This window comes from Pigmentiphaga daeguensis (assembly GCF_039523035.1).
GTDB lineage: Bacteria > Pseudomonadota > Gammaproteobacteria > Burkholderiales > Burkholderiaceae_B > Pigmentiphaga > Pigmentiphaga daeguensis.
On sequence record NZ_BAAAEN010000007.1, the window covers coordinates 41,190 to 60,900 of the forward strand.

The window sequence follows — 19,711 nt, forward strand, 5'->3', positions numbered from 1 at the left end:
TTACCTCGCTTGCTGGCGCAGGGTCCGGGCGGCGGCCACCATGTTGGTCAGCGCGGGGATGACCTCGGCCCACTGGCGGGTCTTCAGGCCGCAGTCCGGGTTGACCCACAGGCGTTCGGCCGGCACGCGCTCGGCCGCCTTGCGCATCAGTTGCACGATATGCGCCTCGGTCGGGATGTTGGGCGAATGGATGTCGTAGACGCCGGGCCCGATCTCGTTCGGGTACTTGAAGTCGTCGAAGGCATCCAGCAGCTCCATGTCCGAGCGCGAAGTCTCGATGGTGATCACGTCGGCGTCCATGTCGGCGATGGCGTGGATGATGTCGTTGAACTCCGAATAGCACATGTGGGTATGGATCTGGGTCTCGTCGCCCACGCCGTTGGCGGCGATGCGGAACGATTCAACCGCCCAGTCCAGGTATTCCCGCCATTGCGCGCGGCGCAGCGGCAGCCCCTCGCGCAGCGCGGCCTCGTCGATCTGGATCACGCGGATGCCGGCACGCTCCAGGTCCTGCACTTCGGCGCGGATGGCCAGCGCAAGCTGGCGGCACGACACCGAGCGCGGCTGGTCGTCGCGCACGAAGGACCAGTTCAGGATGGTGACCGGGCCGGTCAGCATGCCCTTCATCGGCTTGTCGGTCAGCGACTGCGCGTACCTGATCCATTCGACGGTCATCGCCCGGGGACGGCTGATGTCGCCGAACAGGATGGGGGGCTTCACGCAGCGGGACCCGTAGGACTGCACCCAGCCGAACTGGCTGAACACATATCCTTCGAGCTGTTCGCCGAAGTACTCGACCATGTCGTTGCGTTCGGCTTCGCCATGCACCAGCACGTCCAGGCCCAGGGCTTCCTGCTCGCGCACGCTGCGGCCGATCTCGGCCCGCATGGCGGCCAGGTAGCCGGCCTCGTCCAGCGCGCCGGCCTTGTACTGGCTGCGCGCCTGGCGGATCTCGGCGGTCTGCGGGAATGAACCGATGGTGGTGGTCGGGAAGGCCGGCAGCTTCAGCAGGGCGGACTGCTTCGCGGCCCGTTCGGCGTAGGCATGCTGTCGCCGTCCCATGTCGGCCGTCAGGCTCGCGACGGCTTTCTTGACGGCCGGATTATTCACGCGCGGCGATGCCCGCCGCGCCTCGATCGCGGCATGATTGGCGGATAACGCCGCCTGCGCCGCGGCACGCCCCTCGCGCAGCGCTATCGCCAGCACGTTGAGTTCGTCGAGTTTCTGCAGCGCGAAAGCCAGCCACTGCTTGACCTCGGCATCCAGCTTCTGTTCGCTGTCCAGGTCCACCGGCACGTGCAGCAGCGAGCAGGACGGCGCGATCCACAGGCGCTCGCCCAGCTGCGCGGCCACCGGCACCAGCCAGTCCAGCACGCCATCCAGGTCGGTCTTCCAGATGTTGCGGCCGTTGATCACGCCCAGCGACACCACGCGATCGGCCGGCAGGCCGGCGATCAGCGGCTCGACTTCCCCGCGCGCGTTGACCGTGTCCAGGTGCACGCCCTGCACGGGCAGTTCGCACACCAACGGCAGGTTCTCCTGGAGCTGGCCGAAATACGTGGCCAGCAGCAGCTTCACCGGGCCGCCGGCGAACGCGGCATAGGCGGTGCGGAAGGCCTCGCGCCAGGCGGGAGCCAGTTCGGTGACCAGCACCGGCTCGTCGATCTGCACCCATTCGGCTCCCTGAGCGGCCAGCGTGGCCAGCAGTTCGACGTACGCGGGCAACAGGCGCGGCAACAGCGCGAGCTTGTCGGAGTCGTCCTTGGCCTTGCCCAGCCACAGGTAGGTGACCGGGCCGATGACGACCGGCTTACCCTTGACGCCTTGCGCGCGGGCCTCGGCCAGTTGTTCGACGTAGCGCGAGGCGTCCAGCTTGAACGTCGTGTCGGCCGTGAACTCGGGGACGATGTAGTGGTAGTTCGTATCGAACCACTTCGTCATTTCGCCGGCGGCAACCCCGCCGCAGCACGCGGCATGTTCTTCCGCGGCCCCGGCCGAGCGGCCGCGCGCGACGCGAAAGTAATTGTCCAGCGCATCGCCATGAAAGCCTTGCACGCGCGCCGGCAGGTTGCCCAGCGTGAAGCTCATGTCCAGCACCTGGTCGTAGAACGCGAAATCGCCTACCGGCGCCAGGTCCAGGCCCTTCTGGCTGGCCCAGTTCAACTGGCGCAGCCTCGCGCCGAGCGCCTTCAGCTCGTCGCGCGAGGACTCGCCCCTCCAGTAGCGCTCGAGCCCGAACTTGAGTTCGCGCTTGGCGCCGATGCGCGGAAAACCTAGGTTGTGAGTGGTGACCATGTGAACTGCCATCCAATGAATGAGTGCGCGAAACGACGCGGGAAGGCAGTCATGATAGGGACATCGATCGATGAAATAAAATGGCATTATTTCATCTATCCATTATATTTATTCATTCATTGCCGGGTACCCCCATGCTCGAACGCATACACCTCGTCATCATCCGGGAAGTCGACCGCCAGGGATCGTTGACCGCCGCCGCCGGCACGCTGCATCTGACGCAATCCGCGCTCAGCCACACCGTCAAGAAGATCGAGCAACAACTGGGCACGCCGATCTGGGACCGCGAAGGCCGCAGCCTGCGGCTGACCCAGGCCGGCCAGTACCTGCTCGCGCTGGCCGAGCGGCTGCTGCCGCAGTTCGAGCACGCCGAGTCGCGCATGAAGCAGTACGCGGCGGGCGAGCGCGGCACCCTGCGCATCGGCATGGAATGCCATCCGTGCTACCAGTGGCTGCTCAAGGTGGTGTCGCCCTATCTGGCGCGCTGGCCCGACGTGGACGTGGACGTCAAGCAACGCTTCCAGTTCGGCGGCATCGGCGCCCTGTTCGGCTACGACATCGACATCCTCGTCACGCCCGATCCGCTCAGGCGCCCTGGCCTGCGCTTCGATCCGGTGTTCGATTACGAGCAGGTGCTGGTCGTGGCGGAGAACCATCCCTTCGCCACGCTGCGCTACATCAAGCCCGACCAGCTCGCGGACGAGACGCTGATCACCTACCCGGTCGAGACCGACCGCCTCGACATCTACAACCAGTTCCTGCGCCCCGCCGGCGTCGCGCCGCGCCGGCACAAGACCATCGAGACGACGGACATCATGCTGCAGATGGTGGCCAGCAACCGCGGAGTGGCGGCCTTGCCGCGCTGGCTGGCCGAGGAATACGCCGACCGCATGCCCGTGGCGAGCGTGAAGCTGGGCAAGGACGGCATCGCCAAGCAGATCTTCCTGGGCACGCGCGAGGCCGACGCCGCCATCGACTACCTGGCTTCGTTCGTGGCCTACGCGCGGGGGTCGATGGCGCAGGCGCCGCGTCCGCGACGCTGATCGCGACGGCGGGGCGGTATCGCCGACTGGACCGGAAAGTGTTACAAGATGCTTCCGAAATAATCAACAAGAGGACAGTCGCATGCCCGCCCCCAATCTCCCGGCTTTCCGCATCTTCGCGGCTCGCCTGCGATCGGCATTAACCGTCGCGGCACTGGCCTTGCTCGTCGTCAGTTGCGGGGGGTCCGGCAGCCAGCCGGCCGCCAAGGCGGACATCACCCTGCTCGTCTACATGATGGGCACCAACCTCGAAAGCGAAAACGGCGCGGCCACCGGCAACATCGCCGAGATGCAGAGCGTCGCGCCCAGTGACCGGGTGAACGTCGTGCTGACCACCGGCGCCGCCGACAAGGATGGCTGGCGCACCGTACAGCGCAAGCGCGTACGCGGCCAGCAGGTCGAATTGCTGGACGACCTGGGCGCCGTGGACATGGGCAGCGCCCAGACCTTGCGGGACTTCCTCGCCTGGGGCATGAAGACCTACCCGGCCGAACGAACCATGCTCGTGCTATGGGACCACGGCGGCGGCCCCAACCGGGGCATAGGTTCCGACCCGTTCACCAACAACGCGCTGTCGCTGGACGACATACGCGGCGCGCTGGCCCCCGCCACCCAGGCTTCCGGGCGCAAGCTCGCCCTGGTAGGCTTCGATGCCTGCCTGATGGGCTCGGTGGAAGTCGGGCAGGCCCTGGCTCCCTATGCGGACTACATGATCGCGTCGCAGGAGCTCGAGCCCGGCACCGGCCAGGACTGGGCCGCGCTGGTGTCGCACCTGACCCGGTCCCCCACGGACAGCACCGAAGCCTTCGGCCGCACCATCGTCGACGCTTTCATCGCCAAGCAGCTGAAGGAAGATCCCGCGGCCGAAGCCACGCTGTCGCTGGTGGACCTGAGCCGGATAGGCGAAGTTGGCGCCGCGCTGGCCGACATCGGCGCCACGCTGAACGGGCAACTGGCCGCCGACCCGGTGCAGACCTGGCTGGACATCGCCGAGGCCCGCGCCAAGGCATTCATCTTCGGCTCGGTCCTGCTGTCCCCCGGCCCCGCGGAACTGGTCGACCTGCGCATGTTCGACTGGAACGGCATCAGGCTGGCCGACGGACAGCGGGAAAGACTGACGCAAGCCCTGGAGCGCGCGGTGGTCCACCAGAAGCACACCGCGGCCTTCTCCAACCTGGCCGGCCTGACGTTCTACCTGCCGCAGCGCGTCGCCGAGACATCGGCCGACACGAAGACCTACGCCTCGCTGGCCTTCCTGCCCGAGGCGCAGCGCGGCTTCATCCGGCAGCATTCCGACGTCGGCACCGACAATACCAAGCTGCCGCTGCCCACCATCGGCGCCATCGACTGGCACGATGGCTCGCCGACCGCCCCGACCTCGGTCGACGCGCCCTTGAATGCCGTGGACCGGGCGCTCGTGGCCCGCGATTTCGCCGCGGTCCAGGACGCTTCCGGCTGGATCACCGCCATCAAGCCGCTGACGGACAGCACCGTCGACAAGCTTGTCGATCCGTCTTTCATGCAAGGCTGGTTCAACCTGGACGACGCCGGCACGCCCATCTATTTTTCCGCGCTTCCCGACGGCATGCGCTTTGCGGTCGACGCTCCCGAGAACTTCCTGATTCCCGTCACGCTGCACATTCCCCCGCCCAGCGACGCCGATGATGACGACAACCTGCAGCGGGGCCTCCTGATCGTATCGGACGCCGCCGAACCAGGCGTCCTGCGCATCACCGGGTTCCTGAGCGCACTGGCGAACAACAACTCCGCCGGGGTGGCACGCCCCCAAGGCCTGCCGGAGAATGCCCGCGCGCAACCCCTCTGGCTGGTGCAGGACGAGAACGACCTCGGCCACTGGATCGCGCCGCCAGCCGCCGCCGACGTGCCGTTCGTGCCCATCACCCCGGGCCAGCGGATCTCCCGTGGAACGCGCGAGCCGCTGCCCGCGGGTGCCAAGGCTCGCCTGGGCATCGTGGACGTGCGGGGCTGGATCAGCCTGAATCCGCTTATCTATTGAACGTGGCGACGCTCGGGGGGCAGCCCGGGTGGGAAGGCGGCTGCCACCGGCCGCCCGCGCGGCGCGACCGGTTCCTTGGGCGGATACCGGCGCGCGGAGCCGGAAGGCTCAGCCGAAACGGCCGGTGATGTAGTCTTCCGTCGCCTTCTTGGTCGGCTTGATGAAGATCTGGTCCGTCACGCCGAATTCGACCAGTTCGCCCAGGTACATGTAGGCGGTGTAGTCGGAACAGCGCGCCGCCTGCTGCATGTTGTGGGTAACGATGACCACCGTGTAGTCGTTCTTCAGTTCGGCGATCAGTTCCTCGATCTTGGCCGTGGAGATCGGGTCCAGGGCCGAGCACGGTTCGTCCAGCAGCAGGACCTCGGGCTTGATGGCGATGCCGCGCGCGATGCACAGGCGCTGCTGCTGCCCGCCCGACAGGCTGTGGCCGCTCTGGTGCAGCTTGTTCTTGGCTTCTTCCCACAGCGCGGCCTTGGTCAGGGCCCATTCCACCCGCTCGTCCATCTCGCCCTTGCTCAGGTTCTCGAACAGGCGCACGCCGAAGGCGATGTTGTCGTAGATGCTCATCGGGAACGGCGTGGGCTTCTGGAACACCATGCCGACCTTGGCGCGGATCAGCGAGATGTCCATCTTCGAGGTCAGCAGGTTCTCGCCGTCCATGTTGATCTGGCCTTCCGCGCGTTGCTCGGGATAGAGCTCGAACATGCGGTTGAAGGTGCGCAGCAGCGTCGACTTGCCGCAGCCCGACGGACCGATGAAGGCCGTGACCTGCTTCTCGGGAATCTGCATGCTGACGTTTCGCAGGGCGTGGAATTTCCCGTAGTAGAAGTTCAGGTTCTTGACTTCCAGCTTGGGATTCGAAATGTTGACGATGTTTTCCATGGCGTGTCCGGTTTGTCGCGGGCGTCAGGCGGCCTGTTTGCGGAACATGATGCGAGCAATGATGTTGATGGCCAGGACCAGCAGCGTGATCAGCGTCGCGCCGGCCCAGGCCAGGCGCTGCCAGTCGGCGAAGGGGCTCATCGCGAACTGGAAGATCGTGACGGGCAGGTTGGCCATGGGAGCGTTCATGTTGAACGACAGGAACTGGTTGTTCAGCGCGGTGAACAGCAGCGGCGCGGTCTCGCCGGCGATGCGGGCCACGGCCAGCAGGATGCCGGTGACGATACCCGAACGCGCGGCGCGATAGCACACCATGGTGATCATCTTCCAGTGCGGGCAGCCCAGCGCGATGCAAGCCTCGCGCAGGCTGTTGGGCACCAGCTTGAGCATGTCGTCGGTGGTGCGGACCACGACCGGGATCACGATCACGGCCAGGGCCAGCGTGCCCGCCCAGCCCGAGAAGTGCTGGATGCGCGCGACGAACACGGTATAGATGAACAGGCCGATCACGATCGACGGCGCGGACAGCAGCACGTCGTTGATGAAGCGCGTGGCCGGGGCCAGCCAGCCGCGCTGGCCGTACTCGGCCAGGTAGGTGCCGGCCAGGATGCCGATGGGCGTGCCGATCAGCGTGCCCATGCCGGCCATCATGACGCTGCCCAGCAGCGCGTTGAGCAGGCCGCCGTTCTGCCCCGGAGGAGGCGTGATCTCGGTGAACAGCGCGGGCGATATCGCCGCGGCGCCCTTGGACAGCAAGGTCAGGATGATCCAGAACAGCCAGAAGAGACCGAACACCAGGGCGACCGCCGACAGGGTCAGCATGACCTTGTTGGTCAGCCGGCGGCGGCGGTAGACGGAGTTCTGCATGGTGATGACGGACATCGCGGCTCCTTAGGACCGGGCGCCTTCGCTCTTCGCCAGGCGCAGCAGCAGGAGCTTCGAGCAGGCGAGCACGATGGTGGTGATGAGGAAGAGGATCAGGCCCAGCTCGATCAGCGCCGACAGGTGCACGTCGTCGGAGGCTTCGGCGAATTCGTTGGCCAGGGACGAGGCGATCGAGTTGCCCGGCGCGAACAGCGAGCCGGACAGCCGGTAGGCGTTGCCGATGACGAAGGTCACGGCCATGGTCTCGCCCAGCGCGCGGCCCAGCCCCAGCATGATGCCGCCGACCACGCCGACCTTGGTGAACGGCAGCACCACGCGGGAAACGACTTCCCAGGTGGTCGCGCCCAGCCCGTAGGCCGACTCCTTCAGCATGGCCGGCACGAGTTCGAACACGTCGCGCATCACGGCGGTGATGAAGGGAATGATCATCACCGCCAGGATGATGCCGGCGGTGAAGACGCCTATGCCGAAGGCCGGCCCCTGGAACAGGATGCCGGCCCCCGGAATGTTGCCCAGCGTGGCGATCAGGAAGGGCTGCACGTACTGCTTGAACAGCGGGGCGAAGATGAACAGGCCCCACATGCCGTAGATGATGGAGGGAATCGCCGCCAGCATTTCGACGGCGGTGCCCAGCGGCCGGCGCAGCCAGGTGGGCGACAGCTCCGTCAGGAAGAGCGCGATGCCGAACGACACCGGCACCGCGATCAGCAGCGCGATGGCCGAGGTGACGAGCGTGCCGACGATGGGCACCAGCGCGCCGTATTCATTGTTGACCGGGTCCCATTCGGAGGACCACAGGAACGAGACGCCGTATTTCTCGAGCGTGATCTGGCTGCCCAAGACCAGCGACACCAGGATGGCGGCCAGCAGGCTCAGCACGGCAAAGGCGAAGAACCGGGTCAGGTTCTTGAACAACGCGTCCATGGCCGCGTTACGGTTTTTCTTCATCGGGGGCGTATTCCCGGTAGTAGTCGGCTCGGAGGAAGAATTTCCTCGAATCTCGCCCGAAATGTTATCAAGGACCGCGCTCATGGGAGTTTCCGGAAAGGGAGACAGGTCGACCCCGGGGGCCAGGAGACGCGAAAAACGGGGCGGACGACTCCGCCCGGCCCCGTTTCACGCCACTATGGCACCTCGGCGGATCAGTACAGCGACTTGCCGCTGGCGTCCTTGATGTCGGACTTCCACAGCGAACGGATCTGCGTCGTCACCGCGTCGGGCAGCGCCACGTAGTCCAGTTCCGAAGCGGACTTCTTGCCGTTCTTGAAGGCCCAGTCGAAGAACTTCAGGACTTCGGCGCCTTGCGTCGGCTTGTCCTGAGCCTTGTGCATCAGGATGAAGGTGGCGCTGGTGATGGGCCAGCTCTTCTCGCCCGGCTCGTTGTTCAGGATCACGCCCATGCCCGGCGCGCTCTTCCAGTCGGCATTCGCGGCGGCGGCGGCGAAGGCGGCCTCTTCCGGCTGGACGAACTTGCCGTCCTTGTTCTGGACCTGGCCGTGCGCCAGCTTGTTCTGCTTGGCGTAGGCGTATTCGACGTAGCCGATGGCGCCGGGGAACTGCTTGACGTAGTTGGCGACGCCTTCGTTGCCCTTGCCGCCCTGGCCGGCGGGCCACTTGACGGCCTTGCCTTCACCCACGGACGACTTCCAGTCGGCGGAAACCTTGGACAGGTAGTTGGTCCAGCCGAAGGTCGTGCCCGAACCGTCCGAGCGGTGGACGACGATGATGTCGGCAGCAGGCAGGTTCACGCCGGGGTTCAGCTTGGCGATGGCCTCGTCGTTCCACTTCTTGACCTTGCCCAGGTAGATGTCGGCCAGCAGCGCGCCGGTGAACTTCAGTTGGCCGGGCTGGATGCCTTGCAGGTTGACCACAGGGACGATGCCGCCGATCACGGCCGGGAACTGGACCAGGCCGTTCTTGGCCAGGTCTTCACCGCTCATCGGATCATCCGACGCGCCGAAATCCACGGTCTTGGCGATGATCTGCTTCTGGCCGCCGCCCGAACCGATGGACTGGTAGTTCACCGTGTTGCCCGTGGCAGCCTTGTAGTCCGAGGCCCACTTGGCATAGATGGGATAGGGGAACGACGCGCCGGCACCGGTGATGTCGGCAGCGTGCGCAGACAACGCGGCAACGCCCAGCACGACGCCCACCGACACTTGCTTGAATACGAGTTTGAACATTTGCAGGTCCTCTGCTTTGTGGGAGGTAAAACTCACGACGGCGTCAGATTACGTAGCAAATATGACATGACCATGACAGCACACATGACGGCCATGGAACTGGACATGTAGAATCATTAACGATTCTCATTCATAAAAAAAATGATGCCTGCTCCCGTGCCCGAACAATGGCATGTCCCCGCGATGACCGCCTCGCTGTCCATCAGCGGTGGCATATTGCGCATGGATCAAGACCAGGCCATTACCGAGCAGAACGACGCCGGCTTGAAGCTGGTCCTGCTGCTGGGCGGGGAGCTGCGTTATTCGATGCAAAAACACCGCCAGATAGGCCTCAAGGGCCCCGCGGTCCACCTCAGCCTGAGCCGCAGCCCGTTCATGGTCAGCCATGCCTTCCATGCCGCCTCGCCGCTGCACTACGTGGCCGTGCGCATGCCCGAGGAAGCGCTGCAGGAAGGCCTGGACCTCGACATCGGACGGCATGCCCGCCAGCGCAACGGCACCGACACCCCGTTTTTCCTCGACCGGCAGGCCAACCGGATCCTGCAGGCCCTGGGCCGGCAATTGCTGGCCTGCCCCCTGCGCGGGAACCTGCGTGATCTCTACCTGGCCGGCAAGGCGCTGGAATTGACCGCCACCGTGCTGGCCGGCCTGGAACTGATTCCCGCCGCCAGCCCGGCCCAGGCCGATGCGCTCATGCTGTCGCCGCGCCAGCTCGACGCGCTGCACGAGGCCCGCGCGCGGCTGCTCGAACAGCTTTCCGATCCGCCCGGCCTGGCGGCCCTGGGTCGCCAGGTCGGCCTGAACGTCACGACGCTGACGCGGGGGTTCCGGGCCGTGTTCGGCTGCAGCGTCTATCAATTCGTGCGCGACCAGCGTCTCGAACTCGCCTATCGCATGCTGGCCGCCGGCCGATGCACCGTGGCCCAGGCCGCGTTTGCCGCCGGCTACAGCGATTCGCATTTCTCCAAGGCTTTCCAGAAACGTTTCGGCATCGCGCCGCGCGGACTGCGCCGCTAGCCCGCGGATACGCCCGATCGCCAGATTGATACCGGCAACCGCCAATTCGTCCCCGGCGCCCTCCCTAGAATTGTTGAGATTGATTCTCAATTCAAGAAAGGGAGAGGGTCTCCGTGGATATCCGCAAGCCATTTCATTCCCGGCCTGGCGCCTTCCGACCCGGCCCGGCCCGCACCGCGCTGGCCTCGGCCATCATGCTGCTGGGCGCCGGTGTCCATGCCCAGGCCGTCCCCGAGCCGCCGGCCAGCATGCTGCCCGCGGTGACCGTCACCGGCGGCGCGGACACGCCGTCGTCCTTGCTCAAGACGTCGCAGTCCGCCAAGGAAACGCCGCAGTCGATCACCGTCATCGACCGCGAGCGCATGCAGCAGCAGAACCTGCAGACGCTGGAGGAAGTGCTGCAGCAGGCGCCCGGGATCACCGTCCAGCCCTATCAGCAGCTCACCACGGGCTACTACGCCCGTGGCTTCAAGATCGACTCCTTCCAGCAGGACGGCGTGCCCGTGCTCATGGGCCAGACGGCCAGTGCGCCGGAAGACATGGGCATGTACGAACGGGTGGAAATCGTGCGCGGCGCCAACGGCCTGCTCCAGGGCACGGGCAACCCGGCCGCCACCGTCAACCTCGTGCCCAGGCGGGCGCCGCGGCGGTTCGAGGCGCGCGGCGCGCTGACCGCCGGCAGTTGGAACCGCTACCGCGCCGAAGCGGACGTGGGCGGCCCGGTGAACGAAAGCGGCAGCCTGCGCGCAAGGCTGGTGGCCAGCCATGAGGACCGCGATTTCTTCTACGACGTGGCAGGCCAGAAGTCCACCAATCTGTACGGCACGGCTGAACTCGACCTGGGCCCCGCCACCGTGCTGTCGGTGGGTGTCCATCACCAGCGCATCCGTTCCATCACCAACATGGCCGGGGTTCCCTTCTATCGCGACGGCCGCGATATCGGCCTGCCGCGCTCGACCTACCTGGATGTCGCCTGGGACCGCTTCGACTGGGACAACACGCGGCTGTTCGCCGGCCTGGAGCATGCGTTCGACAACGGCTGGACCGCCAGGCTCAACGTCAACCACCTGACGGGCGACGCCGACCTGAAATATGCCGGCGCCAATGGCGCGGTCGATCCCGCAACGGGCACCGGTCCGCGCCTGACCGGCGGCGCCTATGAATTCGAGAACCGCCAGACCAGCGCCGACGGTTACCTGAACGGCCCCTTCACCTTGTTCGGCCGGCGGCACGAGGCGCTGGTCGGGATCAACCACCTGCGCACCAGCACCGAGCAGTTCTCCGCCAGTTTCCTGGCGCCGATCGGCGTGCCGGTGGACGTATGGAAATGGGATCCGCGCAGCGTGCCCGAACCGGCGGTCGGTCCCTACGCGTCGCGCGGGCCGACGCGCATGGTCCAGTCGGGCATCTATGCGATGGGCCGGTTTTCGCTGGCCGATCCTCTCAAGCTGATCCTGGGGGGACGGGTGAGCCGATGGAAGCAGGACACCGCCTCCGCCAGTTCCCGGCTCAGCAGCGAGTTCACGCCCTATGGCGGCCTGGTCCTGGACATCACGCCGCAGTGGGCGCTCTACGCCAGCTACGCACAGGTCTTCCAGCCCCAGACACAGACCACGTGGGAGGGCGGCATGCTGGATCCGGTCCAGGGAAGCAACCGGGAAGTCGGCATCAAGGGCGGCCTGCTGGAAGGGCGGCTGGATGCCAGCCTGGCCCTCTTCAACATCCGGCAGCGCAACCGCGCGCAGACCGACCCCGCGCATCCTTGCGCGGGCGCGGTCTGCTACTACATCGCTGGCGGCGAAGTCGAGAGCCGCGGGATCGAGGCGGAAGTCAACGGCCGGGTCATGCCGGGGCTGGACCTGTCGCTGGGCTATACCTACAACGCCACGGAGTACCTGAAGGATGCTCAGTCGCAGGGACAGCCCTTCGCCCGCTTCACGCCCAAGCACATCTTCAGGCTCTGGACGAATACCGTACTGCCCGGAAACGATGGCCGGCTCAGCGCGGGCGTGGGCATCCAGGCGCAAAGCGCCTACACCGTGCAGTCCGGCGGCGTGACCCTGCGCCAGGGCGGCTATGCCCTGGCCAGCCTGCGGATCGGCTACCGCATCAACAAACACATGAGCGCGGCGCTGCACGTCAACAACCTATTCGACCGGCGCTACTACCAGAGCCTGTCCGGCACCAGTTGGAACAACCGCTACGGCGAACCCCGCAGCGTGGCGCTGACGCTGCGCATGGAGTACTAGGGTGCCGGCTCCGCACTGGCCCCTGCGCACCGGCCTGGCCGTCCTGGGCGCCCCCGCGGCCGCCATCGGGCTGGCGATCGCCATCGCGCGCCGGGCGCCGCTGGACGATGCGCTGGACCGGCTGTATGCCGGCATGTTCATCGGCGTGCTGGCGCAGTTGCTGTTGCTGGGCGGCAGCCTGCTCCTGGGCACACGCGCAGCCGTGCCCATGCGCCGCGCCGTGGCCGTCACCCACGCGTGGGCCGGCATGATCGTGGGCCTCGTGCTGTTCGTGGTCTGCCTGACCGGCGTGTTCGCCGTGCTCAAGCAGGAAGTCCGCTATTGGGAGATGCCATCCGAGCGGCAGGCCCCCGCCCCGCGACCCGACCTGGACGCCCTGCTGCATGCGGGCCAGGCGCGATTCGGCGATGCCGCGTCGCTGATGATCCAGTTGCCGGACGGCCTGCGGCGCCATGCCATCGTGGCCTCCGCCGGCGGCCGGCCGGCCACCGGCCAGGCCGCGCTGGTCCTGCGCGCCGACGATGCCCGTCCCATGCCCGCCACCCGTGGCGGCGCGGCGGAGCTGCTGGTCACGCTGCACAACACCCTGCACGCGGGCTTTCCGGGGCGGGTGGTCGTCAGCCTGTTCGGCTTCGCGCTGGCCTTCCTGGTCGTGGGCGGTGTGGCCAACCATCCCCGCCGGTCCCCCGGACTGCTGCGCCTGCGCATCGGCGCGGATGTCCGGACGCTGGCGCTGGACGTCCACAAGCTGCTGGGGCTCTGGCTGTCGCCGCTCCTGCTGCTGATCGCGGTGACGGGCATCTTCTCGGGCCTGGGCGCGCTGGCGACCGTCAACCTGGCGCCCCACGCCTTCCCCGACGACCCGCGCCGGGCCATGCAGGCGCTGATGGACAATGCTTCCTTCCCCGCGCTGGGGCAGCCCGCCGCCATGTCCAGCCTGAACGCCCTGGTCGACAGGCACCGGCAGGCCCATCCCGGATTCCAGGTGGAAAGCGTCGCCATCCTGCATTGGGGCGATGCACAGGCCTACGCCACCCTGCGCGGCCACGGCGCCGGCCAGTTGAGCACCGGCGTGTTCGAGCGCTTCCACTACCGTCTGCGCGACGGCGCGCTGCTGCGCCACGATAGCGCGGCGCAGCGTGGGCCCTGGACCCAGGCGTTCATCGCCATCCAGCCCCTGCACTTCGCGCAGTACGGCGGCACGGCCAGCCGCTGGCTGCATGCGGCGGGCGGCATGGCCGCCGCGCTGCTGGCCGCCTCCGGCACCTGGCTCTGGCTGCGGCGGCGGGCAACGCCGGACCGTCCGCTGGCCTGGCCGAGGCGGATCGCACAAGGCGTCTGCCTGGGGTTGACGCTCTCGTGCAGCGTGCTCCTGGCCATGACCTGCCTGACGCCGGACGCCATGCCGGACCGGCCGGCGCTGCAAGCGTGGGCCTTCTGGGGCTCCTGGCTGGCGTCGGCCGCCGGCTTCGCCTGGCCCGGACACGGCGGCCGGCGCACCACGGCCGCGCTGCGGCTTGCCGGCCTGCTGCTCTGGCTGGCGGCCATCGCCGATCTGGCGCGCCAGGCCGGCCACCCGCTGGCCGCCCAACTGCCGGCGCTGGCCTTCGACCTCCTGCTGATCCTGGCGGGCACCCTGACGTGGCAGCTCGCCCGTTTTTCCTTTCGCCATCCATCATGACCCGACACAAACTCCCCGCCGGCGACGCCTCGCGCCAGCCCCGGCTTTTCGCGCTGTCCTCTTCGCTGGCCGTCCTCCAGGCCGACGCGACCGTCCATCTGATGCCCTTCCAGCGGAATGGCCTGCCGCGGGCCGGCTGGATCATGGGCATCAAACCCATTTCCGATACCGCCTCGGTCCACGGCAACCACTGGGAGCGGCATCCGCGCGGCGACGAAATCCTGACGCTGCTGGAAGGATCGCTGCGTGTCGTCCTGGCCGCGGACGCGGGCGCCGAATGCGAACTGAAAGTCGTCGCGGGCGAATCCCTCGTCGTTCCCCAGGGATGGTGGCACCGGCTGGAGGTAGGCCAGCCGGGCCGCCTGATGTTCGTCACTCCCGCCACCGACAGCGAGCACCGCCTGCACCGCCCCCACGACCAGGAAGACTGACATGCACACCCATTCCCCCGCCTCCACGGCACGGCGCGGCGCCACGCTGCTGCAATGGCCCATGATCGCCTGCCTGTACGCTTCCCAGGGCATCCCCTTCGGGCTCGCGATGGAAGCGCTGCCGGCCATCCTGCGCGGCCAGGGCGCCAGCCTCGGGGCCCTGGCCTACCTACCCCTGGTAAGCCTGCCCTGGGTACTGAAATGCGGCTGGGCACCCATCGTGGACAACCACTGGTCGCCACGCCTGGGGCGCCGGCGCAGCTGGATCCTGCCCATGCAGGCGCTGGTCCTGGCGCTGCTGCTGGGCGTCATGGCGATCGGTGTCACGCAGGCCACCCTGCCCTATCTGCTGGCGCTGTCGGTGGCCGCGTCGCTGGCCAGCGCCACGCAGGACATCGCCACCGACGGCCTGGTCGCCGAACGGTTCGAACCTCATGTGCTCGGCACCGCCAACGCGGTCCAGGTCGCCGGCACCATGATCGGCTTCTTCTACGGCGGCCCGGTGTTCCTGATGGCCTATGCGCGCGTCGGCCTGACGGGCGCGCTGCTGCTCCTGGCCCTGCCCATCGCGCTCAGCCTGGCGCTGGTCGCCGCCTGGCGCGAGCCCGCGTCCCTCTCCGATCGATGGCCGCGCCCGCGGCAGGCCAGCCTGTGGCGCTTCCTGCGGTCAGGTCGGCATGCCTGGGCCCTGGTCGCCGCCGCCTTCCTGTCCGCCGTGACCGTGGTGGCCTGCCACGGCCTGTCCAAGCTGCTGCTGGTCGATGCCGGCTGGGCGCTCGAGAAGATCGGGCAGGTGGGCATGGTCGGCGGCGCAGTCACCATCGTCCTGGGATGCGGAGGCGGCGCCTGGCTGGTGTCGCGGCTGGGCACCTGGGCGGTGTTTTTCACCGGCATCGCCTCGGCGGGCGTGGCGGCCGCGGTCTGGACCGCGCTGGCGTGGACCTCGCCCGCGCTGCCCGCCTACGCGGTCTGGGTGGCGACGCTGCTGACCAGCTTCGGCGCCGGCAGCGCATCCGTCGCGATGATGACCGCCGCCATGCGCTTCGCCCACGCGCGCGACCAGGCCGGCACCGACATGACCGCCGTGCAGAGCATGCGTGACCTGGGCGAGATGGCCGCGTCCTCGTCGCTGATGGCCCTGGCCGCGCTGGCGGGCTACGGCGGCAGCTTCATGGTTGGCGTCGGGCTGGCGCTGGCCACGCTGGTACTGACGCCGGCGCTGCTGCGGTCGCGCCGGGCCTAACCGGCTGTTTCGTCGAAACCGCCCAGCGCCTTCATCAGGTGCGCATGGAGGTTGAACGGCCGGCGGCGCGATCGCACCCGGACGTAATCCCCCGAGGGCTGCTGCTGCCAGGCCAGCTGGTTGTCGCGCAGGGCGAAGGTGAAGGATTCATCGATCACCCGCTTCTTCAGGGCCGGGTCGAATATGGGGAAAGCGACCTCGACCCGGCGGAAGAAATTGCGGTCCATCCAGTCGGCGGACGCCAGGTAGACCATCTCCTGGCCGCCGTTCAGGAAGTAGAACACCCGCGAATGCTCCAGGAAGCGGCCGACGATGGACCGCACGGTGATGTTCTCCGACAGCCCGGGGACGCCCGCGCGCAGGGTGCATACGCCCCGCACCACCAGATCGATGCGCACGCCGGCGCGGCTGGCCTTGTACAACTCCTCGATTACCGAGGGCTCGAGCAGCGAGTTCATCTTGGCCATGATCCGCGCCGGCTTGCCCGCCCGCGCATGGCGTGCCTCGCGGCGGACCAGCGCCACCATGGTCTCGTGCAGCGAGAACGGTGCCTGCAGCAGGCATTTCAGGTGGCGGCGCGCGCCCAGTCCGGTCAGTTGCGAGAAGATTTGCTCCATGTCCTCGCACATGCGCGCATCGGCGGTGAACAGGCCGAAGTCGGTGTAGAGGCGCGCGGTGCTGGGATGGTAGTTGCCGGTGCCCAGGTGGCCGTAGCGGCGGATGCGGCCGCGCTCATGACGCAGCACCAGGGCCATCTTGGCGTGGGTCTTGTGCCCCACCACGCCGTAGACCACGTGCGCGCCCACCTCTTCCAGGCGGGCGGCCCAGTTGATGTTGGTCTGCTCGTCGAAGCGTGCCATCAGTTCCACCACCACGGTCACTTCCTTGCCCGAACGGGCGGCCGCCAGCAGCAGGCGCATCAGCTCGGAGTCCTCGCCGGTGCGGTAGATGGTCTGCTTGATGGCGACCACGCCGGGATCGGCCGCCGCCGCCGTCAGGAAATCGATGACTGGCTGGAACGACTGGTAGGGATGGTGCAGCAGCCGGTCCTGCGTGGCGATGGCCTTGAACAGCTCGTCCGGTGTCAGGTTGTTGCGGTCGAAGGGGGATGGAATGGCCGCGCGGAACGGCGGGAATTTCAGCTCCGGCCGGTTGATGCCGTTCACCAGCTGCATCAGCCGCGCCAGGTTGACCGGCCCGTCCACCCGGTAGGCGTCGGCGGGCGTCAGGGAGAATTCCTTGAGCAGGAAGTTCTCGAGCTCCACCGGACTGGAGTCGGCCAGCTCCAGCCGGACGCCGTCGCCGAAATGCCGCTGCGTCAGCTCGCCTTGCAGGGCCTGGCGCAGGTTGGTGATTTCCTCGTCATCGACGAACAGGTCGCTGTTGCGCGTCAGGCGCCACTGGTAGCAGCCGTCCACCGTCATGCCGGGGAACAGGTCGCCCACGAAGGCCTGCATGAACGAGGTCAGCATGACGTAGCCGTGAGGGTGGCCGGACAGCTCGGGCGGCATCTGCGTCAGGCGCGGCAAGGCGCGGGGCGCCTGCACGATGGCGATGGCGGCATTGCGGCCGAAGGCGTCGCGTCCCGACAGCTGGACGGCGAAGTTCAGGCTCTTGTTGAATACCCGCGGGAAAGGATGGGCCGGGTCGAGGCCGATGGGCGTCAACAGCGGCATGACGTCCAGCCGGAAGACCTCGTGCGCCCACGCCCGCTGCGCCGGGGTCCAGCTCTGCGCCATGTGCAGCACGATGCCCTCGGCCTGCAGCCGCGGCAGCACCTCGCGGTTCAGCAAGGCATATTGGCGCTCGACCAGCGCATGGGCGGCCTCGGATACACGCTGCACGACCTCGGCCGGCGTGCGGCCATCCAACCCGCGCGCACCGGGATTCTGCCGCACCTGTTCATGCAGGCTGGCCACGCGGATCTCGAAGAACTCGTCCAGGTTCGATGCGACGATGCACAGGAACCGCAATCTCTCGAGCAGGGGCGCCCGGTCGTCCTCGGCCAGGGCCAGCACTCGTTCGTTGAACTTGAGCAAGGCAAGCTCGCGATTCAGGAACAGGTCTTTGGCAGGCAATCTGGCAACCATGGAATATCCGCAAAAATGGGCGACGAAGCTGAGACGGTTATTTTTGCGTCAAAATGATGACTACCTTATGACAGTGCAACCATTCTGTCATCGAAGCGCCTTATTCTTGCAGTTCGCATTCCTTCTTTCCATTCCATGAACCAATTGCTCGCCGCCGTCGATCTCGGCTCCAACAGTTTCCGCCTGGTGATCGGCCGCGTGGTCGACGAAGGCGGGACCATCCAGATCTACCCGGTCGACCGGCTCAAGGAAACCGTGCGGCTGGCGGCGGGCCTGCGGGCGGACAAGACGCTGGATACCTCGACCACCGATTTCGCGCTGCAGGTGCTGCGCCGTTTCGGCGAACGCCTGCGCAGCTTCCATCCGGAACGCGTGCGGGCAGTGGCCACCAACACGTTCCGCGTGGCGCGCAACGTCGCCGAGTTCCTGCCGCTGGCGGAAGAGGCCCTGGGCTTTCCCATCGAGGTCATCGCCGGGCGCGAGGAAGCGCGCCTCATTTTCTCGGGCGTCTCGCACTCCCTGCCCCCTTCCCCCGCCAAGCGGCTCGTGGTCGACATCGGCGGCGGCTCGACCGAGTTCATCGTCGGACGGCGCTTCGAGCCCGAGCTGATGGAATCGCTGTACATGGGATGCGTGAGCTTCAGCCGCGCCTACTTCCCCGACGGCATCATCGACGCCCACGCCATGAAGCAGGCCGAAATGGCCGCCCGCCGCGAGATCGAGGTCATCGCCAAGCAGTATCGCAAGGCGGGATGGCAGGAAGCCTACGGCTCGTCGGGAACGAGCAAGGCGCTGGGCGCGATCCTGACCGAGTCCGGCTTTTCGGAATCCGGCATCACGCGCCGCGGCATGGACAAGCTCAAGGACAAGCTGATCAAGGCCGGTACGGTCGAACGCGCGCAGCTGGCGGGCATCAAGCCGGACCGCATCTCGGTGCTGCCCGGGGGCCTGGCCATCATGAGCGCGATCTTCGACGAGTTGGGCCTGGACGTGATGCGCACGGCCGACGGCGCGCTGCGCGTGGGGGTGCTGTACGACCTGGCCGGCCGCGACGCCTCGCTGGACAAGCGCGACGACACGGTGCGCCAGTTCATGAGCCGCTACAAGGTGGACCGCGCCCAGGCCACGCGCGTGCGCCAGACGGCGCTGGAACTGTTCAAGCAACTGGTGCCCATGCCCGCCGACGAGCACCAGGAATTGACCCGGGTGCTGGGCTGGGCCGCCGACCTGCACGAGATCGGCCTGTCCATCGCCCACAACACCTATCACCGGCACTCGGCCTACATCCTCGAACACGCCGACATGCCGGGCTTCTCGCGCCAGGACCAGGCGCTGCTCGCGCTCCTGGCGCTGGGCCACCAGGGCAAGCTGGCCAAGCTCCAGCACTTGGTCAACCACCACGAGCAATGGATCGCCATCCTGTGCCTGCGCCTGGCGGCCATTCTCTACCGCCGGCGCGAGGACATCGCCGCGCCGCCCATCAAGGTCTCGGTCAAGGGATCGTCCATCATCGTCAAGACCGACGCGGCCTGGATGAGTGCGCACCCGCTGACCGACTTCACGCTGCGCGCCGAGGAATCAGAATGGCGCAAGGTGGGATTCACGTTCGAGCTGCTTGAGCTCTGAACGCAGGCGCCGGGTCAGCCTGCGCAATACCTTCACCCCGGTGCGGCGCAGCCGCCGCGTCAACCG

At 67.3% G+C, this 19,711-nt stretch carries 14 protein-coding genes; 8 read left to right on the forward strand and 6 right to left on the reverse strand.

Annotated elements, in window-relative coordinates; all coding sequences use genetic code 11:
• Positions 1 to 2,295, reverse strand: coding sequence for a 5-methyltetrahydropteroyltriglutamate--homocysteine S-methyltransferase (gene metE, locus ABD104_RS11215; protein WP_338615844.1), 2,295 nt, complete (start codon positions 2,293 to 2,295; stop codon positions 1 to 3).
• A 134-nt stretch (positions 2,296 to 2,429) separates the two neighbouring features.
• Here metE and ABD104_RS11220 point away from each other — a divergent pair, with 134 nt between their 5' ends.
• Both ABD104_RS11220 and ABD104_RS11225 read left to right on the forward strand, forming a co-directional pair.
• On the forward strand, positions 2,430 to 3,338 hold the full coding sequence (locus ABD104_RS11220; protein ID WP_338615845.1) for a LysR family transcriptional regulator: 909 nt from the start codon (positions 2,430 to 2,432) through the stop codon (positions 3,336 to 3,338).
• Between the two features lie 82 nt (positions 3,339 to 3,420).
• Complete coding sequence (locus tag ABD104_RS11225; RefSeq protein ID WP_338615846.1) at positions 3,421 to 5,355, forward strand: clostripain-related cysteine peptidase; 1,935 nt, start codon at positions 3,421 to 3,423, stop codon at positions 5,353 to 5,355.
• Positions 5,356 to 5,463: 108 nt separating this feature from the next.
• On the opposite strand, the gene pstB is transcribed toward ABD104_RS11225, so the two are convergent.
• The 4 genes from pstB to pstS form a co-directional block, all read right to left on the reverse strand.
• The gene (gene pstB / locus ABD104_RS11230) at positions 5,464 to 6,240 is read right to left on the reverse strand and encodes a phosphate ABC transporter ATP-binding protein PstB (RefSeq protein ID WP_087839698.1); all 777 of its coding nucleotides are present in this window, start codon (positions 6,238 to 6,240) and stop codon (positions 5,464 to 5,466) included.
• A gap of 24 nt (positions 6,241 to 6,264) precedes the next feature.
• Positions 6,265 to 7,122 carry a phosphate ABC transporter permease PstA gene (gene pstA / locus ABD104_RS11235; protein WP_243724434.1) on the reverse strand — a complete coding sequence of 286 codons (858 nt, stop codon included), beginning with the start codon at positions 7,120 to 7,122 and terminating at the stop codon, positions 6,265 to 6,267.
• Positions 7,123 to 7,131: 9 nt separating this feature from the next.
• Positions 7,132 to 8,157 (reverse strand): phosphate ABC transporter permease subunit PstC, encoded by a 1,026-nt coding sequence (gene pstC, locus ABD104_RS11240; RefSeq protein WP_279819190.1) that lies wholly within the window; start codon positions 8,155 to 8,157, stop codon positions 7,132 to 7,134.
• A 110-nt stretch (positions 8,158 to 8,267) separates the two neighbouring features.
• Positions 8,268 to 9,308 carry a phosphate ABC transporter substrate-binding protein PstS gene (gene pstS, locus ABD104_RS11245; protein ID WP_087839700.1) on the reverse strand — a complete coding sequence of 347 codons (1,041 nt, stop codon included), beginning with the start codon at positions 9,306 to 9,308 and terminating at the stop codon, positions 8,268 to 8,270.
• A gap of 141 nt (positions 9,309 to 9,449) precedes the next feature.
• On the opposite strand from pstS, the gene ABD104_RS11250 reads away from it, so the two are divergent.
• The 5 genes from ABD104_RS11250 to ABD104_RS11270 all read left to right on the forward strand — a co-directional run bounded on the left by ABD104_RS11250 (position 9,450) and on the right by ABD104_RS11270 (position 15,929).
• On the forward strand, positions 9,450 to 10,325 hold the full coding sequence (locus ABD104_RS11250) for a helix-turn-helix domain-containing protein (RefSeq protein ID WP_132979347.1): 876 nt from the start codon (positions 9,450 to 9,452) through the stop codon (positions 10,323 to 10,325).
• Between the two features lie 194 nt (positions 10,326 to 10,519).
• A complete protein-coding gene (locus ABD104_RS11255; protein ID WP_132979437.1) occupies positions 10,520 to 12,574 on the forward strand; it encodes a TonB-dependent siderophore receptor in 2,055 nt (684 codons plus the stop codon).
• A gap of 1 nt (position 12,575) precedes the next feature.
• Positions 12,576 to 14,255, forward strand: coding sequence for a PepSY-associated TM helix domain-containing protein (locus tag ABD104_RS11260; protein WP_343927550.1), 1,680 nt, complete (start codon positions 12,576 to 12,578; stop codon positions 14,253 to 14,255).
• Entirely contained in the window at positions 14,252 to 14,686 is a 435-nt protein-coding gene (locus ABD104_RS11265) for a cupin domain-containing protein (protein WP_343927551.1), read from the forward strand. Before ABD104_RS11260 ends, ABD104_RS11265 begins: the two co-directional genes overlap by 4 nt.
• A 61-nt stretch (positions 14,687 to 14,747) precedes the next feature.
• Entirely contained in the window at positions 14,748 to 15,929 is a 1,182-nt protein-coding gene (locus ABD104_RS11270; protein ID WP_371695562.1) for a RhtX/FptX family siderophore transporter, read from the forward strand.
• On the opposite strand, the gene ppk1 is transcribed toward ABD104_RS11270, so the two are convergent.
• On the reverse strand, positions 15,926 to 18,019 hold the full coding sequence (gene ppk1 / locus ABD104_RS11275; RefSeq protein WP_132979351.1) for a polyphosphate kinase 1: 2,094 nt from the start codon (positions 18,017 to 18,019) through the stop codon (positions 15,926 to 15,928). The genes ABD104_RS11270 and ppk1 overlap by 4 nt on opposite strands.
• Before the next feature lie 135 nt (positions 18,020 to 18,154).
• Between ppk1 and ppx the strand changes: the two genes are divergently transcribed.
• The gene (gene ppx / locus ABD104_RS11280) at positions 18,155 to 19,645 is read left to right on the forward strand and encodes an exopolyphosphatase (RefSeq protein WP_087839706.1); all 1,491 of its coding nucleotides are present in this window, start codon (positions 18,155 to 18,157) and stop codon (positions 19,643 to 19,645) included.
• The last annotated feature ends 66 nt before the right edge of the window (positions 19,646 to 19,711 follow it).

Bases quoted from the DNA above. Each gene is read 5' to 3' on its own strand.
- metE (WP_338615844.1), bottom strand. From the start codon at position 2,295: ATGGTCACCACTCACAACCTAGGTTTTCCGCGCATCGGCGCCAAGCGC.
- ABD104_RS11225 (WP_338615846.1), top strand. From the start codon at position 3,421: ATGCCCGCCCCCAATCTCCCGGCTTTCCGCATCTTCGCGGCTCGCCTG.
- pstS (WP_087839700.1), bottom strand. From the start codon at position 9,308: ATGTTCAAACTCGTATTCAAGCAAGTGTCGGTGGGCGTCGTGCTGGGC.
- ABD104_RS11220 (WP_338615845.1), top strand. From the start codon at position 2,430: ATGCTCGAACGCATACACCTCGTCATCATCCGGGAAGTCGACCGCCAG.
- ABD104_RS11270 (WP_371695562.1), top strand. From the start codon at position 14,748: ATGATCGCCTGCCTGTACGCTTCCCAGGGCATCCCCTTCGGGCTCGCG.
- pstA (WP_243724434.1), bottom strand. From the start codon at position 7,122: ATGTCCGTCATCACCATGCAGAACTCCGTCTACCGCCGCCGCCGGCTG.
- ABD104_RS11255 (WP_132979437.1), top strand. From the start codon at position 10,520: ATGCTGCTGGGCGCCGGTGTCCATGCCCAGGCCGTCCCCGAGCCGCCG.
- ppx (WP_087839706.1), top strand. From the start codon at position 18,155: ATGAACCAATTGCTCGCCGCCGTCGATCTCGGCTCCAACAGTTTCCGC.
- ABD104_RS11250 (WP_132979347.1), top strand. From the start codon at position 9,450: ATGATGCCTGCTCCCGTGCCCGAACAATGGCATGTCCCCGCGATGACC.
- pstB (WP_087839698.1), bottom strand. From the start codon at position 6,240: ATGGAAAACATCGTCAACATTTCGAATCCCAAGCTGGAAGTCAAGAAC.
- pstC (WP_279819190.1), bottom strand. From the start codon at position 8,157: ATGAGCGCGGTCCTTGATAACATTTCGGGCGAGATTCGAGGAAATTCT.
- ppk1 (WP_132979351.1), bottom strand. From the start codon at position 18,019: ATGGTTGCCAGATTGCCTGCCAAAGACCTGTTCCTGAATCGCGAGCTT.
- ABD104_RS11265 (WP_343927551.1), top strand. From the start codon at position 14,252: ATGACCCGACACAAACTCCCCGCCGGCGACGCCTCGCGCCAGCCCCGG.